Below are 20,015 nucleotides of genomic sequence, written 5' to 3'. Positions count from 1 at the left end.
TTACCGGTTGATGCTGTAGCCCTTATTTTTTATAAATACTCATTGTCGGCTTCGTTAGCGCGCCAAAAAATACAACGGAGATAGATTTGCATTTATTGACAGATTTATCTTAGTTTGAGACATTATGATAGATTCGATTTTAAGTTTTATCCGATTTGTTTTCAAATATAAAAATGGGCTTGTAGACAAAATCATGTTCTATGTGAGCATGATTTGCGCTGCAATCGTTATTTTCAATGTGGGCTATGTCACTGATCCTGCATTGGGAAAATTGCTGGGTAAAACAATTCATTATCTTTTCTTTGTCCTCTTTTTCATGATTGCTCTCCGCGAGTCATCTTCCATTTACGCACTCAAAAAAATTGCTGTTGAGCATTACGCGGGCTTAGTTATCCTCATTTACTTTGTATTTATTCTTATTGCCCGTTTTGCAGGATTTGGAGCGCTTTCTGTTTTTTCAAGAGAACAGTGGGTTTATCTAGGAATCTATCTTATTTTTATCGCGGAGCTATCGAAAAGCACGCTTTTCTTTGACAATTTTTATTTTAATCCGACAATATTATTTGTCATCAGTTTCCTGGTTCTTATCTTGCTCGGGACCGTACTCTTGATGCTGCCCCGTACCACGGTAGAAGCTCCATTAAGTTTTGTGGACGCCTTATTTATGGCAACTAGTGCTGTTTGTATCACTGGCTTGTCGGTTGCCGATATTTCAACCAATTTTAGCATGTTCGGACAAACTGTGGTCATTGTCCTGATACAGGTAGGCGGATTGGGCATTATGACCTTTACAGGTTTTTTTGGCTATTTTTTCTCCGGGGGATTTTCTTTTAAGAACCAATTGATGTTTGGTGAAATTCTAGGTGAAAATAAAGTTGCCTCTGTCATTAAAACCCTATTGACCATGATATTTATTACGCTGCTGTTTGAGTTTCTTGGTGCTATACTGATCTTTAGTACCCTAGAAAGTGCTAATTTTCCAAATTTAGGGAGCATGGTTTTCTTTTCGATCTTTCATTCTATTTCTTCATTCTGTAATGCTGGATTTTCGATCTTATCTGGGGGAATTACCAATGAAGCCTATAAATTCAATTACCCATTCCAATTGGCGTTATCGTCGCTCTTCATTCTTGGCGGTTTGGGTTTTGGAATTGTATTGAATTTCTACACCTATATTAAAGAATCCATATTGCTTTATTATCACCGATGGATCACAAAGAAAAACTATAAGCATAAAGCATGGAGCTTTAGCTTTAATTCTAAATTGGTGCTGATTTGTAACGCGATTATTATTGTAGGTGCAACTTTGTTTTTCTACTTTTTGGAGCGAGGGAACACACTTTCTCTTGAGCGGGGAATCGATGGTGAATGGGCGACTTCCTTCTTTATGGCCAATGCAGCGCGTTCGGCAGGATACAATAGTGTTGATTTGAGTTTTGTCGGGCCACCGACTGTTTTTTTGATTATGCTTCTGATGTGGGTCGGGGCTTCTCCCGGATCTACTGGTGGGGGAGTAAAGGTAACTACCGTTGCTGTTTCACTGTTGAATATTGTTTCTCTGGCTAAGGGAAAAGAATATATTGAGATTTTTAAAAGGAGGATAGCCGGCGAGTCTGTTAACAAAGCGTTTGCTATTATTCTGTTGTCGCTATTCGTCGTTGGGTTCAGTTTTTTTGTGCTCATTTTTACAGATCCCGATAAGAGTATGAAAGCACTCCTCTTTGAATCACTATCAGCCTATACAACATGTGGGTTAAGTTTGGGGATTACACCATCACTCAGTATGGGCGGAAAATTGATTATTGCCTTAACAATGCTCGTCGGACGTGTGGGTATGCTGACTCTGCTGGTCGCTTTTATTAAAAATACAACACGGAGAAATATTGTATTTCCGGAAGAAAAGATCTTGTTTTAGGTACATAGAAGGGTGTTTTGATTAACTCTTGAAGGCCTTATCAGAGAAATATAAGTATATAAATCGAAAGAGAGCTTGGAAATAAAAGTAAATTTATTTTAGTTTGAGATATGAAGTATATTGTTTTAGGATTGGGGCATTTTGGACGTTCTTTAGGAATACATCTTACTGAGCTCGGACATGAGGTGATTGGTGCCGACCGAAATCTCAGCATCGTTGAACAGCTAAAGGACAAGATAACACATACGGTATGCCTAGACACAACCGACCGAGAGGCGGTTTCTTCATTACCACTGAAAGATGCGCATGCTGTCATTGTTGCTATTGGAGAAGATGAAGGAGCTTCGCTTATGACCGTGGCCCTCTTAAAACAGTTGAAGGTCAAACGTATCATTGGCCGTATCGTTTCAGATTTACAAAAGACTGTTTTGGAGGCAATGGAAATCAATGAATATATTATGCCCGAAGAAGAAGCTGCTGAGCGATTGGCGATGCGCTTGGACAATATTGATATTGTCGATTCGTTTAAGGTTTCGGATAAATATTCCATTGTGGAGACTAAAGTGCCTGCTCGTTATGTGGGCATGACATTACGTGAAGCGAACCTGACCAATTTATACAAGGTTATCGTGTTGACCACTGTGAAGATCACAGAAACGAAGAAGGACGGTGTGACCAAAGAACAAAAGGAAGCCTCTGGAATTGCTGCCTCGGAAACGATCATGGAAGAAGGCGATATTTTGGTTGTTTTTGGGGAGTTATCCAATATTAATAAGTTAATTCAAAAAGGAGAATAAAATATGTTATTGACAACAACTGGTACTATTGAGGGGCACCAAATTGAACGTTATTTGGGGATAGTCTCTTCCGAAGTGGTTCTGGGAGCGAATGCAATCAAGGATATGATGGCGGGTTTTCGTGATTTTTTTGGCGGAAGATCCAATTCTTATGAACGTGCATTCCAGGAAACCCGTGAGGCAGCGCTACGTGAACTTGAAGACCGCGCTCGCGCTTTAGGGGCTGATGCTGTCGTTGGGGTTCGACTGGACTTTCAAACCGTAGGAACAGGGGGTATGATGATGGTAGGCGCAACGGGAACGGCCGTAAAAATGAGATCTTAATTACCTAAAGCCCTAAATAACATTAGGGCTTTTTTAGTGCTTAAAAGACGTGACATGGATCGATCGTATTTAATACCTATTATAAACTTTCTGTTAACAGCAATCTGAGCGATAATTATAATTGTATATAAAAACAAATTTATCTAAGTTTGGCTTTTAAGACTTTTAAACAACCTAAGAAGGTAAATGAAATCATCGAGTTTTATCAAACCGCGTGTAATGTGTTCATAAATACAACGAAAGGCAAGTTATGAATGAACGATTATTTGGTAAATTGAATAAATTAGATATATTCATCACCTTTAAATGACAAATTTATACGGATGAAAAATTGGTTTAAGGCGAATTCGGCACATTTGATCGTTATTGCGATATTCATTGCGCTCGTATTTTTTTATTTTACCCCTGTTTGGCAAGGAAAAACGCTTGCGCAGTCGGATGTGGTACAAGCGCAGGCGGCACAGAAGGAATTATTTGATTTTAAGGCAAAGGATGGTAAAGCGCCCTTATGGACTAACTCTATGTTTGGCGGGATGCCGACTTATCAAATTTGGCAAGAAAATGAGAATAACATTGGTACTTATTTCTTAAAAGCGGTTAAGTTCGCCTTTCCGAGCCCAATGGATACGGTGCTGTTTTATTTGTTGGGTGCTTATTTCCTTTTTAGTGTCTTAAGGATCAAACCCTGGCTGGCAGCAATTGGTGCAATAGCCATTGCGTTTACATCCTATAATTTTATTTATATTGAAGCTGGGCATATAACAAGGGCTAATGCAATTGCATTTATTCCACCCGTTATTGCTGCGGTCATTATGTGTTATCGGGGAAGTAAATTGTGGGGCCCTGTATTATTGGCTCTGTTTCTTTCGCTGGAGATTCGTGTAAATCACTTGCAAACAACCTATTACCTGTTGATAGTCCTGATGGTATACGTGATTTTCACTTTCGTAGATGCAATTAAACAAAAACAATTAAAAGGTTTTTTTATTGCTTCGGGTAGGCAGATTATCGCAGTGGTCATCGCTTTGATGGTAAATGCATCAATTTTATTACCAACTTGGGAATATAGTAAATTAAGTACGCGTGGACATGCCAATATCACGAAGGTTGATAACAACAACACCAAAGAGAAAGGGCTTGATAAAGAATATGCCTATGAGTGGAGCCAAGGGATTGGTGAAACCATTACCTTTTTGATTCCAAATGCATATGGTGGTTCAACTGGCGGACAATTGGACGAAAAATCACATGTCGCTAAATTCCTAATGGAACGAGGAGGTGCGTCGGAGATTCAAGCTGGTCAGATGGCTCAAGGCATGCCAACCTATTGGGGCGATAAACGTTTTACTTCGGGACCATGGTATTTTGGGGCCGGTGTTTTTTTCCTATTTGTTTTAGGCCTTTTTATTGTCAAAGATCGGATCAAGTGGTGGATTTTGGCAACAACCATTTTAGCATTGCTTTTGTCATTTGGAAAAAACTTTACACTTGTATCAGATCTGTTCTTTGACTATTTCCCAATGTACAATAAGTTTAGGGCTGTTGAATCCATTCTTGTTGTGGTTTCCATTACAGTACCTATGATGGCAATTTTGGCTGTCAACGAGCTTTTGACACGGGCGAAGGAGATTCCACACTTAGATAAAAAAGTGCTGTATACTTTTATTGGTGTCGGCGGCGTCTGTCTTCTTATTGGCGTGATGCCCGATCTCTTTTTAAGTTTTAGGAATGCTGAGCATAGCAATTTAGTAGCAACGTTTGAGCACCAGATAGGCGACAAGGCCTTTGCGACGGAGTTGGCAAATCAATTGGTCTTAGATCGCAAAGATATTGCGAGTAAAGATGCCTATCGTTCCTTTGTCATCGTTCTATTAACTTTTGGATTTGTTTGGGTCTTTTTAAAGAAGAAACTGAGCGAAGGTGTATTACTGGGGACATTGCTGGTCTTATTCTTGTTTGACTTATGGAGCATAGATAAACGCTCTTTGAATGATAAATCTTTTATGGAAAAAGGAGCTACTGCACAGCAAGTATTCCAACAACGTGAAGTGGATCAATTGATCTTAATGGATAAAGATCCAAGCTACCGCGTACTAGACTTGACTTCGGACCCGTTTTCGGATGCCCGTCCATCCTACTTCCATAAATCTCTAGGTGGATACCATGCTGCAAAATTAATGCGCTTCCAGGAAATTCTGGAAAATCAATTTAATGGTGCGCTCAATGAAGATGTGTTGGATATGTTTAATGTGCGTTATCTGATTACAACAGATCCTCAAAATCAATCACAGCGTATTGTGCGGAGAAGTACCGCGGCAGGAAATGCCTGGTTTGTGGATCGGGTAAGTTTTGTGAAAGGAAATGCCGAGGAGATGCAGGCTATCAGCTCGTTTGATCCGCATAAAGAAGCTTTTGTCAACCAGCAATATCAAAATGAAGTAAAAGCGAAGACTTCGAATGCGTCGACATCAGGCGAGATTAAACTGACATCATACCACCCGGATAAAATGCAATATGAATATACAGCGGCTAGTGATGCATTTGCGGTATTTTCTGAAGTATTTTATGATAAAGGTTGGAAAGCCTATGTGGATGGAAAGGAAACGCCAATTATTCGTGCCGACTATATCCTAAGAGCATTACAGTTGCCAGCAGGTACACATAAGGTAGAATTTATCTTTGATCCTGAATCGCACAAAATGGGTAATTTATTGACATTAATCTCGTCTATTGTTCTTGTACTGGGAATAGGAGCGGCGATATATTTCTCCTTTAGAGGGAATAAAAAAGAAACAGCGGCTTAAAGCTGTTTCTTTTCGAAGCATTTTAGAGCTTTAGAATAATTTGAGCTGCGGATCGGTTATTCTAAAGCTCTTTCTATGATGTGGAGTGGAGCCGTGTGCCAATACGGCTGTTCTGTGCTTAACTGTCGGATACCCTTTGTTGTTGAGCCAGTCGTAATCGGGATAATCCAAGGCGATGTTATCCATGTATTCATCCCGGTAAGTTTTAGCCAGAATCGAAGCTGCGGCAATCGATAGATATTTCCCGTCGCCCTTGATGATACATGTATGTGGTATTTGCTGATATGGAATAAACTTGTTCCCGTCAACAATAATATACTCGGCTTTGGTCTTTAAGAGATCAAGTGCCTTGTGCATCGCTAGGTAGCTCGCCTTGTGGATATTTATGCGATCTATTTCTTCTGCTGAGACGCTCGCAACGGCATAAGCAAGGGCTTCGCGCTCAATGATGGGGCGTAAAGCCATCCTCTTTTTTTCACTAAGTTGTTTGGAGTCATTAAGAAGTTCGTGATGGTAGTCTGTCGGGAAAATCACTGCTGCAGCGAAAACTGGCCCTGCCAGACAACCTCTTCCCGCTTCGTCACAGCCGGCCTCTATCCACTGCTCCTGATAATATGATAATAGCATGTTCAGTTCTTTAAAATAGCCGAAAATACAAATAAATTTAGAGTTATCTATTGTAACTTCTGTGTGAATATCGACCGTTTACATTAATTAACACTAATAATGTCTTCTTTTGTAAAGATTTAGAGCGCTAGACTATTAAAACGTTGGAATAATTTCCATTAACAAAATAAAAGTTTGTTCTTGTCTAGGCCATATTGTTTCAAATTAAACTTGAGCAATAGTTTTAGAGTCAAAGATTTATCAATTATAGAAATATAAAAATACGTATTATGAGAGGCTTTGTGCTTTTTTTGTTTAGTATGCTGATGGGATGGACCGTTTATGGCCAGACGAAGAGCGTACAGGGAATGTTGAAGGACGACAAGAATCGAATTGTCGCCGGTGCAACAGTGAAATTAACGTCAAAATTGGATTCCATGACGACAGGATCCAATATGGCCGGGATTTTTATCTTTGATAAAGTCAAGGCGGACACCTTTAAAATTACGGTTTCAAACCTTGGTTTCGAACGTTTTGAGCAGGAATTTAGTATCCCTAAAGGCGAATCAAAGCATATTATTCCAAGTTTGACTTTACAACAGAACTCACAGATGCTACAAGAAGTTGTTGTTGATGGTGTTCCTACAGTCGTTGTCAAAAGTGATACCCTCGAATATACCATGAAAGATCTAAAACTCCGCGATGGGGCTGTTGCAGAGGACGCTTTGAAAAAATTACAAGGGGTCGAAGTCGATAAGGATGGTAATGTTACGGCACAAGGGGAGTCTGTTAAGCGGGTTCGTATAAATGGAAAAGATTTCTTCGGTGGAGATGTCAAGACAGCTACACAAAATCTACCGGCAAATATTATCCAAAAGATGCAGGTCATCGATGACTATGGCGATATGGCCAATGTCACCGGTAATAAAACGGGTGATTCAGAAAAAGTATTAAATATTCAGATTGACCCAAAATACAATACAGGACACATGACTACCCTACGGGCAGGCGTGGGAACCGAAGATCGTTACCAGGCTACAGGGATGTGGATGGGAATGCGCGAAGGTGAACAAATTTCTGTATTGGGAAATTTGAACAATACCAATGCACCCTTATTTGATTTTAGTACCGTAGGTGGTGGTGCGCGTCGTGGCCAAGGTGGCGGCGGCCGTCGCGGCGGCGGCATGTTTGGCGGATCGGACGGTTTAACTAAAATCGGTTCTATTGGGCTGAATTACCGTAAAGACTTTAATGATAAATTGACGGTTTACGGTAGTTACAGTTATAGCCATAGCAACAATACAACAATATCGCAGCGCTTTCAGGAAAATACACTACCTAATATCATGCAAACGGATAGTGTTCAATCTAATTCCAATACGGTAGGAGCAAGCCACCGTTTTGAAGCAAATGTTGAATGGAAACCTACAACAAAAGATTATATCAAAATTTCTCCTCAGTTTGGTTACGACAATAGTGATGTAACGACAGGTACTAATTCGCTAACTTACCGTAGTAACGTATTTAATAATTCACAGGCCCAAGATATTGTTGCAAATTCTACTGCACCGAGATTTGGGATTAGCGGATTGTATAATCATAAATTTAATGATAAAGGAAGGAATGTTTTTGTAAACATGAACTTCAATAATGCAAAAACAACGAAGGATCAGAATGCAATTTTAGATAGGCTATTGGCTGATCCCAACAATGCAAATGCTCCTTTAGACTCGATTTATGAAAAAACGATTCTGGAAGCAAATAATAAAAGTTGGAATGGGGGGGCTTCGGTGAATTATACTGAACCTGTTTCCGAGAAAGGAAAAGTAGAGTTTACCTATGATTTCAACAAAAACAAGTATGACAATTCGAATAAACAACAAGGGTTTGATCGCGATGGAAACCTTATTGCAGAAGATCCCAAGTTGAATTTTGATTATAATTATGATTATTCCTTCACAACACATAAAATCGGAGCAAACTATTTGTATAGTGGCGATAAAATAACCTATTCCATTGGAGCAGCGGCTCAGCCTTCTCAATTGAGAGGCGATGCGATCAGTTCAGGATTAGTGGTTCCAATTCATCGGAACAACATGAACTGGATGCCTATTGCACGTTTTGAGTATAAATTTTCGAGACAGTCCAATATCTCTGTCAATTATTCGGGAACACCGAATGAGCCTTCGGTAACCCAAATTTTGCCATTTGATATGAGTACAAACCGGACCAGTATCGTGATCGGTAATGCAAATTTGAATCCGGAGTTTAGCCATCAATTGAATGTAAGATTCCGTAAGAATGATTTTCAAAAGGGAAACAACTTTTTTGCGTTCGTTAATGCCGGTCTTACTAACAACAAGATTGTGAGCTTGAGCAAAAGCTATTTTGATGATCTAATGGATTATCAAACAGGACAGACAAATTCAACGCTAGTTTCTGAAACCCGCTATTTGAATGAAACAAGCGATAAGCCATTTAATGTGAGTTCTTTCTATCATTATGGTAAATCACTGAAAGAAAAAACATATAATATTATGTTAATGGGTGGTGTGTCTTACAATAAAAATATTGGATATGTTTCCACGGAGAAAGATGATAACATCGGTCAAAAGAACGTCGCCCGGAATATTGTATTAAATCAAGGTTTAATGTTTAGATATAATCCTTCCGAGAATTTAGAAATAAATCCGGGAGTACGCTACCAATTTAATCATACAGAGAATTCATTGACAAATCGTACGACGAATGTTTCTTCTTGGACACCAACATTGATTGGCTCTGTTAACATAACAAAAACAACCATTTTCGGAGCGGATCTATCCAAACAATTCAACAGTGGTTATGGAGCCGGCATTAACGCAAATCCTTTCGTCATAAATACCTACTTGGAGCAGAAGTTCTTGAGTCAACAACGTGGTACTGTACGTCTACAAGCATTTGACTTGTTAAATCAGCAAACGAATGTTTCAAGAACGGTGAGTGAGTCTATGATTACAGATAGCCGTACCAACCGTTTGGGTCGATATTTTATGATTCTGTTTACCTATAAATTCCAAAAATTTGCGATGGGAAATCCAGAAGGAGAGAATAGATTTCCGGGCGGAATGAGACCTCCGCGTATGTAATCTGATTCCTATAGGATATAAAAACGGTCATAGTGATTTCGCTATGACCGTTTTGCATTTAAAAATGCCTAGTTTTGTGAAGACTTCATATGCCCATACGATTTTGAAGATAGAGCAACGTAACAAAAAATGTAAGATTTTATATTTTTTGTTTTAGGGAAGATTGTCAAGGTTAATGGGCACAAAAAATAGATAAACTAAAAGAAGCTACAGCAAGTTTGTACTGCATGGAATACGAAATTATTAGACTTTCAAACGGAATACGCGTAGTATTTCAATATCAAAATTTACCGGTTACACATGTCTGCATGGTCATCAACGCAGGGTCTCGGGACGAGTCTGCTGGGAAGTATGGTGTAGCCCATTTTATTGAGCACCTTTTATTTAAGCGTACTGAAAGACGCTCTACACAACAGATTATAAATCATTTGGAATCCGTTGGCGGAGATTTAAATGCCTATACGACGAAGGAGTATACCTGTGTACATGCCTCTATTCTTCAGCCTTATTTAAATCGTGCGTTAGATCTTTTTGAAGATATCTTTTTTCATTCCACTTTCCCCGACATAGAATTGGATAAAGAAAAATCTGTCATTGTAGATGAAATGGCATCTTATCTGGATAGCCCGGAAGAGTCTATTGTGGACGATTTTGAAGATCTGGTTTTTCAGGGATCTGGTTTAGGGCATAATATTTTGGGCCTGGAAGATCAGCTTCTTGCACTGCAAAAGGGTGATATTGTCGATTTTATGCGGGCAAATTATGATACAAATGAAATGGTCATTGGTATCACGGGAAATTATACGCTAAAAGAAGTTGAGCGATTGTTGCACAAAGTGTTTGGGACGGTGCCTTCAAATACGATAGAACGTCTCCGCAATGATGTCAGACCGCTTGTTGAACAGCATGTTGCCGTAGGCAAGCCAATCAATCAGGTGCATTATATGCTCGGTTCTTTAGCTTATAATTATCGAGATGACCGTAAGACGGGGCTGCTGCTTTTAAATAATATGCTTGGTGGAATGGGAATGGGATCTATCCTGAATCTTTCCATACGGGAGAAATATGGAATAGCCTATACCATTGAATCTAATTATACTATTTTTTCGGATACAGGGTTATTTAGTATTTACCTCGGTACCGATGAAGAAAAAGTTGAAAAAGCTAAAAAACTCGTCTTTAAAGAACTTGCGAAGCTGAGCGAGCAACCGCTATCCGAAACTGCAGTAAAAAAGGCGAAGCAGAAATTTATTGGGCAGATTGCTTTGACCGAAGAGAACCGTATGAGTATGATTATCTCTGCCGCGAAAAACGTGATGGACTATGATCGTGTCATCTTATTGGACGAAGTAATTGAAAAAATTCAGGATTTGACGAATACAGGGCTGCTGGAAATAGCACAAGATGTATTTGATCCGAAGAAGATGTTGTCGCTAAGTTTTGTTCCCGAAGACTGAATTTAAGGACCGATTTAGACCTTTCAGAGGAGATGAATAATATGAGATCGATGGGCCGACGATGGGAATAATAGCTGGCTGACATGAATTTATATTGCATATAAAAAGCAATTTATCTAAGTTTGCGCTTACGGGAATTCGTTCTTCTCAACCATTGACTGCCTAAGGCAGATTCAATACCTATGGTAGCAGACAAATAAATGAATAAAAAATATAAGGGATGAAAACAGCATATGTATTTCCTGGTCAAGGGGCCCAATTTGTTGGAATGGGGCAAGACCTGTATAATTTAAATGATGAAACGAAAGCCTTGTTCGAACAGGCTAACGATATTTTAGGGTTCCGCATCACGGATATTATGTTTTCCGGTACGGATGAGGAATTGAAACAAACGAAAGTAACCCAACCTGCTATTTTCTTGCATTCGGTTATTTTGGCGAAAGCCTTGGGAGAGTCTTTTCAACCGGACATGGTTGCAGGCCACTCATTAGGTGAGTTTTCGGCTTTGGTATCAGCCGGTGCATTGAGCTTTGAAGATGGCTTGAAATTGGTTGCACAACGTGCTAATGCGATGCAAAAAGCATGTGAGCTTCAACCTTCAACGATGGCTGCGATATTAGGTCTGGAAGATGCTATAGTGGAAGATATCTGTGCTCAGGTTGATGATGTCGTGGTAGCTGCAAATTATAACTGTCCTGGGCAATTGGTTATTTCGGGATCTATTGAAGGTGTGGATAAAGCTTGTGCTTTATTGACCGAGGCTGGTGCTAAGCGCGCATTAAAATTAAACGTGGGTGGAGCATTTCACTCACCACTAATGGAATCTGCCAAAGTTGAATTGCAAGCGGCTATAGAAGCTGTAGACATTTTGTCGCCTAGCTGTCCGATCTATCAAAATATCGATGCCAAACCACAGACAGATCCAGCGATTATCAAGCAAAATCTTATTGCGCAATTAACTGGCGCTGTACGATGGACGCAGACAGTACAAAATATGTTGGCCGATGGTGCAACAGCTTTTGTAGAAGTTGGTCCAGGAAATGTATTGCAGGGATTGGTTAAGAAGGTCGACCGTCAAGTTCAGACTTCCGCAGCATCAGTGACCGCGTAACAAAATATTCAGTATAAAAAAGGAATTATTTTGCAATGCCCTCAAAAAGTGTCCAACTTTTTGAGGGCATTTTTTATGAACGAAAAATCGGAATCACATCAAGAATTCCCTGTAAAAATGGATAAGACGTAGGGATCATTTTCGGAGCTCGTTCGGTGTTTCTTCGGTTGCAACCGAATAAACACCGAACGAGCTCCGATCGATATCCGTTTTTTAACCGAGAGAATGCCGAATCAACTATGGGCTTAAAAACTATTTATCCTTAAACATACTGTAATGATCTTTCATGACTTGCAGGACAAAATCATTGGGGGTCATTTTTTCCGGATGTTTAACCTCCATCACCGTTTCCAGCCGTTGTACTAAAGCAGTTAAAATTCCTACATCTCTTCTATCAAAAGCTGTTTGATAGATCTCTTTGACTGAGTTGGCATCTTTATCACTCAATTTAATCACTTGAGGAAATAGGATAGGGTGATTGTCGAATGTCTCTTCGTAGATTGTGTCGCTCAATTTTAAGGTGGGTTTGAGACTGATAACAGAAGTTTCACCAGCAATATCTCCAATGCGTTGTCCATTTTTGGATAAAACGATCGAAGTAATGGCGACACCACCCATCGTCATCCAGATATCTACAATAGATAGACTCCATCTGGATAAGTACTGATAGAAGTTGGCACGCGATCCGTCAAGTTTGACGACCTTTATTTTCATGATTTTCTTGCCGACTGTTTGGCCTCCGAAAGCTGTTTCAGTAATCAAAGTAAAAAAAAATGCAGGTAAGGTCAATGCCATCATAATCCCATAAAAGAGATAGGAATCTCCTGCGTTCATGTTTATGCTGTCCAAGAGAAAAAAGCAAAAGAAATAATAACAGACTATAATAAAATAATCTATTGCAAATGCGATCATTCTTGAGCCAAGACTGGCAAGATTATATTCGATTTTTACATTTTGTGCCGTATTTATCTCAAGCTTATTCATATGCAAATTAGTTGAATTTAATGTAATATAGAATATCTAGGTCATTTTAGCTCTAATTTGTGCTTTTCAATCATGGATATTTCCTATATTTGGTTATGCCAGTTAAAAAAATTAATGAGAGAAGCATCCTTTGTAGAACGAAATAAAGAAAAATGGACGTTAATTGAAAATAATTTATCAATTAATATGCAGGTTGATCCAGATGAATTGGCCTCAAATTACATTGAGCTCACAAATGATCTGGCGTATGCACAAACCTTTTATCCTGAAAGTAAGGTAAAGGCTTATCTGAATGAATTGGCCGTAACCGTCCATCAGAAAATCTATAAAGATCAGAAAGCTTCCAATAATAAGTTTAAATCTTTTATCAATGAAGAGATACCGCAGGCGATTTGGTCGATTCGCCGACCCTTGCTGTATTCATTCTTAATTTTTGTTTTGGCTTCGGTCATTGGTTTTGTATCGTCTGTATACGATATGGATTTTATTCGGCTTATTTTAGGTGACTACTATGTCGATTCGACGATAGAAAGCATAAAAGCAGGAGATCCTGCTGCGGTATATGGAAAGGGAAGTGACTTTGGCTCAGCAATTTGGATTACGATTAATAATGTGCGGGTTGCTTTTATGGCCTTTGCTGCTGGGCTATTTTTCAGTGTAGGTACAGGTTATGTTTTGTTTAGCAATGGTATTATGCTTGGTGCATTTCACCATATGTTTTTCCAGTATGGCGTTATGGGGAAAGCCATGTCAGCGATTTGGATTCATGGCACTATTGAGATTTCGGTAATTATTGTGGCTGGAGGATGCGGGTTGGCCATCGGTAATAGCATTCTATTTCCTAAATCGTTTACACGTTTGACATCTTTTGTCCGTACAGCAAAGATTGCGATGAAAGTTCTCGTCAGCACAATTCCTTTTTTTATTATCGCTGGTACATTGGAAGGTTTTGTAACACGGTATTATAATGTGTCAATTTGGTTATGTTTATTGATAATCGTTTTATCCTTACTGGCTATCCTTTATTTTTATGTTATTAATCCTTATCGACTAGCAAAACGATTTCAATGGAAATAGACTTTGAATTTCAAAAAGAACGGAAGATAGGGGACTTTGTCCAAAGTTTTATAGACCTTTTTAAATTGATCTATAGGCACTTTGTTTCTACTATTTTTGGTTTATCTGCTCTGCCACTGGCGGGGATTGCCTTGGTTTATTATTTTCTGTCTACAAAAATCACATTCTCTGCCAACAGTGATTCTTTTGAGGATATCGATGCTTTTACTTGGGCTGGATTACTCATTCTGGCACTGATAGCTTTGGGGCTGTACGTTTATGGTATTTCTATCGAATATTTTGTACTGCTCAAAGAGCGCAAAAGTACAGCATTTTCGGGAGCGGAGGTGCTGAAGAATTTCAGATCAAACCTCGGGAAATACTTTATGTTTTTAATTGCCATGATATTGGCATTAATTGTCGTCTTTATTCCCCTGGCCATCGTCGCTGCAATTTGTGCTTTTATCCCTTTCGTCGGAAGTTTTGCGATCGGTATTTTGGGGTCCATGGTTGGCATCTGGTTATTTTGCTCATTTTTATTTTATCGTGAAGGCTATTCGGATCTGGGCAGTTGTTTTACGGACGCCTATGTGATGCTGAGCAAAAAATTGATTCAGTATGGTATTGCCACCTATATCGTGAATTTTATTTTCCAAATGGCTGTCATGATGATTTCCATTGTACCATTGATTATCATGGGGCTTTTGTCGTTCAACTTCCTTGGAATAGATGCCGCCTTCTTTGACTCATCCTGGGGAAAACTGCTGATGACATTTGGGGGCTTATTTATTACACTATTTACCCTATTTCTTTATATGTCCGGTGTTTTGGCCAACGGTATTATTTACGAAACGGCCAAGGATCTCAAATTTGGAGAACGTATTTATGGCATGATCGAAAAGATAGGAGGAAAAGATGAATAAACTCTTGTCTTTTTTCTGCATTGCCTGTTTGTCGATTATATATGCCTGTGATCCCAAACCAAGGAATACAGAATCCAACAGCGATAGGATTGATTCACTTAATGTGCAAATAGATTCTACCTTAGTGGTAGCCGATTCTGTCGCTATTGACTCGATAGCCGTAAAGGCACTTAATGGCCAAAAGGAAAAAGATGAAATTGACCTGTGGGATCCCACATTATTTGATTCGATTCCAAAATATACCGAAGAACGTTCGTTTAAAATGGATCCTTATCAGGATATCATCAAAAGATACGAGACGGACGATTTTGTTTATTCTGAAAATATTAAAGATCGGGTAGGCGTATTACAGCGAATCCTTGCCCGACTCGCGGATTGGATTGGAAGCATCATGCCAGATAATCCCTATAAATTTCGGGAAGAGTTTGGCTACGTATTTGCCTTTTTAGCTGTTATTGCATTAGCGTTTATCCTCTATAAAGTACTCTACAACAGGAAACAATATTTTATTAAACATAGTGAAGAGGAGAGTGAACTTGACGTTTTAGCCTATGTGGAGCGAAATCTGATGAATAGCAACCTAGAACCTTATATTCAAGAGGCTATTGCCCAAAGGAATTATGCATTGGGAATCCGATACTTACAGCTATTGAATATTCAAAAACTAGCGCAATCAGATCATATAAAATGGAAGCTGAGCAAAACAAATGCTGAATTTGCAGAAGAGATTCAAAACGAGGAGCTCCGTCGTGGATTTGCTGAATGTACAAGAATATTTGATTATGTCTGGTTTGGTCAATTTGAATTGACAGAAGACAATTTTAGTCAATATCAGCAATTGTTTCACCAATATCAAAAACAGATTAAATGAAGGGATCGGTAAAATTTGGATTGATATTATTGACTGTTGTGTTAGTGCTAATAGCTCTTATCGATGCAACAAGTAAGAAACCTATTATCTGGGATCGGACTTTTGATGCAAAGGATAAAAATCCCTTTGGAGCTTATGTATTGCGTCAAGAACTGAAGCATATCATTGATCAAAAGAATACAACAATTGAGCGACCATTGTATGAGTATCTGGATAGCACAAAGAAAACAGACGCTAACTTATTTTTTTATACGTCCTATTTTTCGATGGGTGAAGCAGCGGAAGATAAGTTACTGGATTATGTAAACCGGGGTGGGAAAGCAATGATTGTAGCCGAGGATATTGATAATTATCTATTGGATTCCCTGGGTTTGGAAGCAGATAATTTCTATGGTTTTAAAAAAGGTGTAAATATAAAAAGTCAGTTGCGCGTGCGGTTGATGAACGATAACAATAAAATTCATTACAGTAAATCAGATCTTGGCGAAGTATTTAAAAAACTTCCTAAAAATGCGACCATTTTGGGCTCGATCACCTATAAGGAATTTGCGCTACCGAACTTCATCGCGGTTCAATTTGGTAAAGGAACGTTCTATCTTCACCTGACCCCTGATTTATTTGGGAACTATTACTTGCTGAATTCCGCCTCGCAATATGCCTATGTTGCTAAGTCGTTATCTTATCTAAATGATAAGCCGATCGCTTGGTATGATTTTAAAGCGAATATGGGGCAATATCGGACTCCTTTGCGTGTATTGCTTATGAATGATGGTCTTAGGCAAGCATGGTATGTTTTGTTAGCGGGGCTAGTCCTTTTGCTTGTGTTTAGAAGTAGACGTGAGCAACGGGCTGTGGCGGTAGTGAGCCCGGAACCAAATCTCTCGAAGGAGTTCTGTGGAACCATCGCTACTTTATATTATGAAAATGGTGCACCAGGTAATATGGTCGCAAAAAAAATAGATTACTTCCTGCACGATCTTCGGATGCGGTTTCATTTGGACACGCTGATGTTGCGGGAAGAAGAGTTCAGTGAGGAGCTGGCTGAGCGGTCTGGGGTTTCGCTCGCAGAGACACAATCTTTAATCCGGCTGATTGTTCGTATGGAAGATGCTAAACAACATGATGTGGCTGATCTCAAATTGATTAATGATACAATAGAAGAGTTTAAACATAAAGCAAAAATGATATGAGTGACTTCGATAAATATATATCTTTTGAAAACCGAATAGATGTGTCAGTTTTATTCGATAAAATGGCGCAGGTAAAGTCGGAGGTGAAAAAAGTAATCGTTGGGCAAGATCAATTGATTGATATGCTCTTAATCTCGATCTTGGCTTCAGGGCATTCTTTGATCGAGGGCTTACCTGGGGTAGCAAAAACATTATCCGCAAAATTGATTGCCAAAACTATTCACAGTGAATTCAAGCGGATTCAATTTACACCGGATTTAATGCCTTCGGATGTAACAGGATCGTCGATACTCGATTTGAAAAGTAATGAATTTGAATTTCGTAGAGGACCTATTTTTGCAAATATTGTTTTAATCGATGAAATCAACCGTGCTCCGGCAAAGACACAAGCTGCACTTTTTGAAAGTATGGCGGAGCAACAAGTGTCGGTCGATGGAACGACTTATCGATTGCCAGGACCGTTTGTTGTTTTTGCGACGCAAAACCCCATCGAACACGAAGGTACTTATCGATTGCCGGAAGCTCAGCTCGATCGTTTCTTGTTTAAGATCAATGTGAATTATCCTGAACTTGAACAGGAACTGGAAATATTAAAGGAGCACCATGCCCAAAAAGCACAGAATAAGGAGGATCAGGTTCAGGCTGTAGTCTCGGCCGCAGAAATTTTAGAATTTCAGAAATTGATCAAATCTATCTTTGTTCACGAGGAGTTGTTAACTTATATTGCTCAAGTTATTATAAAGACAAGAACTAATCCAAGTTTGACCCTTGGGGCATCACCGCGGGCTTCTATTGCTTTGTTGGAATCAGCAAAGGCTTCAGCTGCGTTGACAGGCCGAGACTTTGTTACTCCTGAGGATATTCGGAGGGTAGCATCTGCCGTATTGGGCCACCGTGTCATGTTGACTCCAGAAAGGGAAATGGAAGGATTTACCACCGCTTATGTCATCGACCAAATCATTAATTCTGTAGAAATTCCAAGATAATGAAGAAATTAAAGCAGCTTTTTCTAGCAAATCAATTCTTCTACTCCCTATTAGGTGTAGCAACACTCTTTACATTTTCTTTTTTCGTTAAAGGATTGTTGATTGTGGCATGGATTGTTTTTTGGATATGGTTGGCTGTTTTGGCTTTTGATTTTATTGTCTTGTTTTCAGGAAAGGGGCGAATTGAGATCACAAGGATATATCCTGAAAAATTATCCAATGGCGATGAAAACCCGATGCGGCTGATTGTGAATTCTTTTTACCCGTTTGGGACAAAAGTGGATATTTTGGAGGAGTTTCCGGTACAGCTTCAAATTCGGGATAAAGATTTTGCGACAAGCTTGCCGGCCTTTCAGCGCTCGGAAATTTCGTTTTCCTTGCGACCCACACAAAGGGGAGTTTATCAGTTTGGTCGTTGTATGGCTTTGGTTAAGCGTTTTGGATTTTTCAAAAGAAGGTTTGTTACCAATCAAGAACAGGAAATACCCTGTTATCCATCCTATATTCAACTGCGAAAATATCAGCTTTTGGCAACAAGTAATCGGTTGAATGAACTGGGTATAAAGCGTATTAGACGGATTGGTTCGGCTATGGAATTTGACCATGTTAGAGAGTATGTGCAGGGGGATGATTATAGACACATGAACTGGAAGGCATCTGCAAAAGTAAAGAAGCTGATGGTCAATCAGTACGAAGAGGAGAAGTCTCAGCCAATTTATTCTTTTATTGATCTAGGTCGTGCAATGCGCATGCCATTCAACGGTCTTACCTTATTGGACTACTCGATCAATGCAGCACTCGTTCTTTCCAATGCGACCATCTTAAAGCAGGACCGTGCCGGATTATTAACCTTTTCAAATGATATCAATGCATTTATAGCCGCTGAGAAGAGGAATAATCAAATGCACAAGATTTCGGAAGCACTATACCAGGTGTCGACCAAATTTGAGGAGTCGGAATTTGGAAGATTATATAGTTATGCCAATGCACATATTAATAAACGTTCGCTGATTTTTGTCTATACAAATTTTGAGACCTTAGATTCCTTAAGACGTCAGATAAATTATCTGTCGATGTTAAATAGAAGCCACATTATTGTCGTTGTTGTTTTTAAAAACGTAGAAATAGAGGATTTAGCGAAGAGTACGCCGAAAAAGACAATAGATATTTACAACCAGGTCATTGCTGAAAAGTTTATCTATGAGAAACAACTTATCGTACAGGAACTGATTCGCAATGGGTTTCAGACAATCTATACAGCGCCCGAAAACCTGACCATTAACTCCATCAATAAATATTTGGAAATTAAGGCACGCGGCCTTATTTAATGATGGAGGTATCTTTAACCGTTACTTTTGTCCAGAGATGTTGATATTTTTCGATCGCTTTTAAATGGATTGGATGTGTCTCGTACGTTGTAATATCTTTAAGGTTTTTGAAAGTGACAATCAACGTATAGTCAAAGCTGTTGTCTACGACAGGTCTCGGGTTTGTCTGAGCCGGAACGCCATAATTAAGAGTTTTGATGACGTCGATTTTTCGAAGATCCTCAAAAAATCCAACAAAATTCTTTTTTTCTTTTTCACTGAGATCTTTTTTTAGCCAAAAATTAACAACATGGACAATGGTGCTGGACTCGATAGCCTCATCCGATTGAACTGTATTTGCCCATGTGGGAGCAGTTACGAGCACCATGGGTGTTAGAAGAAAGTTGCGTCTTTTCATGATCGAAACGGTTTAGAAGCTTTAAGATACAAAACCTTCGTGAATTCACCAACACCAATGACGCTGATCGTGAGAGAAGGGTTCTCGTGATTAATGAAAAATAGACGTTTTCAGCAAACAAAAAGGGAGACATAATGT

Annotated in this window: 16 protein-coding genes; 13 read left to right on the top strand and 3 right to left on the bottom strand. The window is 39.2% G+C overall.

Features of this window, described 5'->3' with window-relative positions; translation table 11 throughout:
• Nucleotides 1-124 precede the first annotated feature (124 nt).
• From M2419_RS26795 to M2419_RS26780, 4 genes are all read left to right on the top strand, one after another.
• Nucleotides 125-1,915 carry a TrkH family potassium uptake protein gene (locus tag M2419_RS26795; protein WP_227550074.1) on the top strand — a complete coding sequence of 597 codons (1,791 nt, stop codon included), beginning with the start codon at nt 125-127 and terminating at the stop codon, nt 1,913-1,915.
• A 110-nt stretch (nt 1,916-2,025) separates the two neighbouring features.
• Entirely contained in the window at nt 2,026-2,712 is a 687-nt protein-coding gene (locus M2419_RS26790; protein ID WP_153844521.1) for a TrkA family potassium uptake protein, read from the top strand.
• 3 nt (nt 2,713-2,715) lie between these two features.
• On the top strand, nt 2,716-3,036 hold the full coding sequence (locus M2419_RS26785) for a YbjQ family protein (RefSeq protein WP_046673052.1): 321 nt from the start codon (nt 2,716-2,718) through the stop codon (nt 3,034-3,036).
• Nucleotides 3,037-3,359: 323 nt separating this feature from the next.
• On the top strand, nt 3,360-5,840 hold the full coding sequence (locus tag M2419_RS26780; protein WP_153844520.1) for a YfhO family protein: 2,481 nt from the start codon (nt 3,360-3,362) through the stop codon (nt 5,838-5,840).
• Nucleotides 5,841-5,870: 30 nt separating this feature from the next.
• Here the strand turns inward: M2419_RS26780 and M2419_RS26775 are convergent, their stop codons facing one another.
• Nucleotides 5,871-6,467: a ribonuclease HII gene (locus M2419_RS26775; protein ID WP_153844519.1), complete on the bottom strand. Its 597-nt coding sequence runs from the start codon at nt 6,465-6,467 to the stop codon at nt 5,871-5,873.
• Nucleotides 6,468-6,736: 269 nt separating this feature from the next.
• Here M2419_RS26775 and M2419_RS26770 point away from each other — a divergent pair, with 269 nt between their 5' ends.
• From M2419_RS26770 to fabD, 3 genes are all read left to right on the top strand, one after another.
• Nucleotides 6,737-9,574: an outer membrane beta-barrel protein gene (locus tag M2419_RS26770; protein ID WP_153844518.1), complete on the top strand. Its 2,838-nt coding sequence runs from the start codon at nt 6,737-6,739 to the stop codon at nt 9,572-9,574.
• A gap of 227 nt (nt 9,575-9,801) precedes the next feature.
• Nucleotides 9,802-11,031, top strand: coding sequence for a pitrilysin family protein (locus tag M2419_RS26765; RefSeq protein WP_182330598.1), 1,230 nt, complete (start codon nt 9,802-9,804; stop codon nt 11,029-11,031).
• 220 nt (nt 11,032-11,251) lie between these two features.
• The gene (fabD, locus tag M2419_RS26760; protein ID WP_153844516.1) at nt 11,252-12,142 is read left to right on the top strand and encodes an ACP S-malonyltransferase; all 891 of its coding nucleotides are present in this window, start codon (nt 11,252-11,254) and stop codon (nt 12,140-12,142) included.
• Nucleotides 12,143-12,394: 252 nt separating this feature from the next.
• Here the strand turns inward: fabD and M2419_RS26755 are convergent, their stop codons facing one another.
• On the bottom strand, nt 12,395-13,126 hold the full coding sequence (locus tag M2419_RS26755) for an RDD family protein (RefSeq protein WP_259256268.1): 732 nt from the start codon (nt 13,124-13,126) through the stop codon (nt 12,395-12,397).
• Between the two features lie 114 nt (nt 13,127-13,240).
• On the opposite strand from M2419_RS26755, the gene M2419_RS26750 reads away from it, so the two are divergent.
• Genes M2419_RS26750 through M2419_RS26725 form a run of 6 tightly spaced genes read left to right on the top strand, consistent with a single transcriptional unit; the run spans nt 13,241 to nt 19,480 of the window.
• Nucleotides 13,241-14,203: a stage II sporulation protein M gene (locus tag M2419_RS26750; RefSeq protein WP_153844514.1), complete on the top strand. Its 963-nt coding sequence runs from the start codon at nt 13,241-13,243 to the stop codon at nt 14,201-14,203.
• Nucleotides 14,194-15,105, top strand: a complete 912-nt coding sequence (locus M2419_RS26745; protein ID WP_153844513.1) for an ABC transporter permease — start codon at nt 14,194-14,196, stop codon at nt 15,103-15,105. The genes M2419_RS26750 and M2419_RS26745 overlap by 10 nt, the downstream gene beginning before the upstream one ends.
• Nucleotides 15,098-15,976 (top strand): DUF4129 domain-containing protein, encoded by an 879-nt coding sequence (locus M2419_RS26740; protein ID WP_259256267.1) that lies wholly within the window; start codon nt 15,098-15,100, stop codon nt 15,974-15,976. The genes M2419_RS26745 and M2419_RS26740 overlap by 8 nt, the downstream gene beginning before the upstream one ends.
• Nucleotides 15,973-17,166 (top strand): DUF4350 domain-containing protein, encoded by a 1,194-nt coding sequence (locus M2419_RS26735; protein ID WP_153844511.1) that lies wholly within the window; start codon nt 15,973-15,975, stop codon nt 17,164-17,166. The genes M2419_RS26740 and M2419_RS26735 overlap by 4 nt, the downstream gene beginning before the upstream one ends.
• Complete coding sequence (locus tag M2419_RS26730; RefSeq protein ID WP_153844510.1) at nt 17,163-18,152, top strand: MoxR family ATPase; 990 nt, start codon at nt 17,163-17,165, stop codon at nt 18,150-18,152. Before M2419_RS26735 ends, M2419_RS26730 begins: the two co-directional genes overlap by 4 nt.
• Nucleotides 18,152-19,480 carry a DUF58 domain-containing protein gene (locus M2419_RS26725; RefSeq protein ID WP_259256266.1) on the top strand — a complete coding sequence of 443 codons (1,329 nt, stop codon included), beginning with the start codon at nt 18,152-18,154 and terminating at the stop codon, nt 19,478-19,480. Before M2419_RS26730 ends, M2419_RS26725 begins: the two co-directional genes overlap by 1 nt.
• Here the strand turns inward: M2419_RS26725 and M2419_RS26720 are convergent.
• Nucleotides 19,473-19,877, bottom strand: coding sequence for a Dabb family protein (locus M2419_RS26720; protein ID WP_200845542.1), 405 nt, complete (start codon nt 19,875-19,877; stop codon nt 19,473-19,475). The genes M2419_RS26725 and M2419_RS26720 overlap by 8 nt on opposite strands.
• Between the last annotated feature and the right edge of the window lie 138 nt (nt 19,878-20,015).

The organism is Sphingobacterium sp. BIGb0116 (genome assembly GCF_024808035.1).
GTDB classification, from domain to species: Bacteria; Bacteroidota; Bacteroidia; order Sphingobacteriales; family Sphingobacteriaceae; genus Sphingobacterium; species Sphingobacterium paramultivorum.
This window is presented reverse-complemented; position numbering and strand designations above follow the sequence as displayed.

What these genes read in the sequence shown, in the direction of transcription:
- M2419_RS26795 (WP_227550074.1), top strand. Translation starts at nt 125, where the DNA reads ATGATAGATTCGATTTTAAGTTTTATCCGATTTGTTTTCAAATATAAA.
- M2419_RS26790 (WP_153844521.1), top strand. Translation starts at nt 2,026, where the DNA reads ATGAAGTATATTGTTTTAGGATTGGGGCATTTTGGACGTTCTTTAGGA.
- M2419_RS26785 (WP_046673052.1), top strand. Translation starts at nt 2,716, where the DNA reads ATGTTATTGACAACAACTGGTACTATTGAGGGGCACCAAATTGAACGT.
- M2419_RS26780 (WP_153844520.1), top strand. Translation starts at nt 3,360, where the DNA reads ATGAAAAATTGGTTTAAGGCGAATTCGGCACATTTGATCGTTATTGCG.
- M2419_RS26775 (WP_153844519.1), bottom strand. Translation starts at nt 6,467, where the DNA reads ATGCTATTATCATATTATCAGGAGCAGTGGATAGAGGCCGGCTGTGAC.
- M2419_RS26770 (WP_153844518.1), top strand. Translation starts at nt 6,737, where the DNA reads ATGAGAGGCTTTGTGCTTTTTTTGTTTAGTATGCTGATGGGATGGACC.
- M2419_RS26765 (WP_182330598.1), top strand. Translation starts at nt 9,802, where the DNA reads ATGGAATACGAAATTATTAGACTTTCAAACGGAATACGCGTAGTATTT.
- fabD (WP_153844516.1), top strand. Translation starts at nt 11,252, where the DNA reads ATGAAAACAGCATATGTATTTCCTGGTCAAGGGGCCCAATTTGTTGGA.
- M2419_RS26755 (WP_259256268.1), bottom strand. Translation starts at nt 13,126, where the DNA reads ATGAATAAGCTTGAGATAAATACGGCACAAAATGTAAAAATCGAATAT.
- M2419_RS26750 (WP_153844514.1), top strand. Translation starts at nt 13,241, where the DNA reads ATGAGAGAAGCATCCTTTGTAGAACGAAATAAAGAAAAATGGACGTTA.
- M2419_RS26745 (WP_153844513.1), top strand. Translation starts at nt 14,194, where the DNA reads ATGGAAATAGACTTTGAATTTCAAAAAGAACGGAAGATAGGGGACTTT.
- M2419_RS26740 (WP_259256267.1), top strand. Translation starts at nt 15,098, where the DNA reads ATGAATAAACTCTTGTCTTTTTTCTGCATTGCCTGTTTGTCGATTATA.
- M2419_RS26735 (WP_153844511.1), top strand. Translation starts at nt 15,973, where the DNA reads ATGAAGGGATCGGTAAAATTTGGATTGATATTATTGACTGTTGTGTTA.
- M2419_RS26730 (WP_153844510.1), top strand. Translation starts at nt 17,163, where the DNA reads ATGAGTGACTTCGATAAATATATATCTTTTGAAAACCGAATAGATGTG.
- M2419_RS26725 (WP_259256266.1), top strand. Translation starts at nt 18,152, where the DNA reads ATGAAGAAATTAAAGCAGCTTTTTCTAGCAAATCAATTCTTCTACTCC.
- M2419_RS26720 (WP_200845542.1), bottom strand. Translation starts at nt 19,877, where the DNA reads ATGAAAAGACGCAACTTTCTTCTAACACCCATGGTGCTCGTAACTGCT.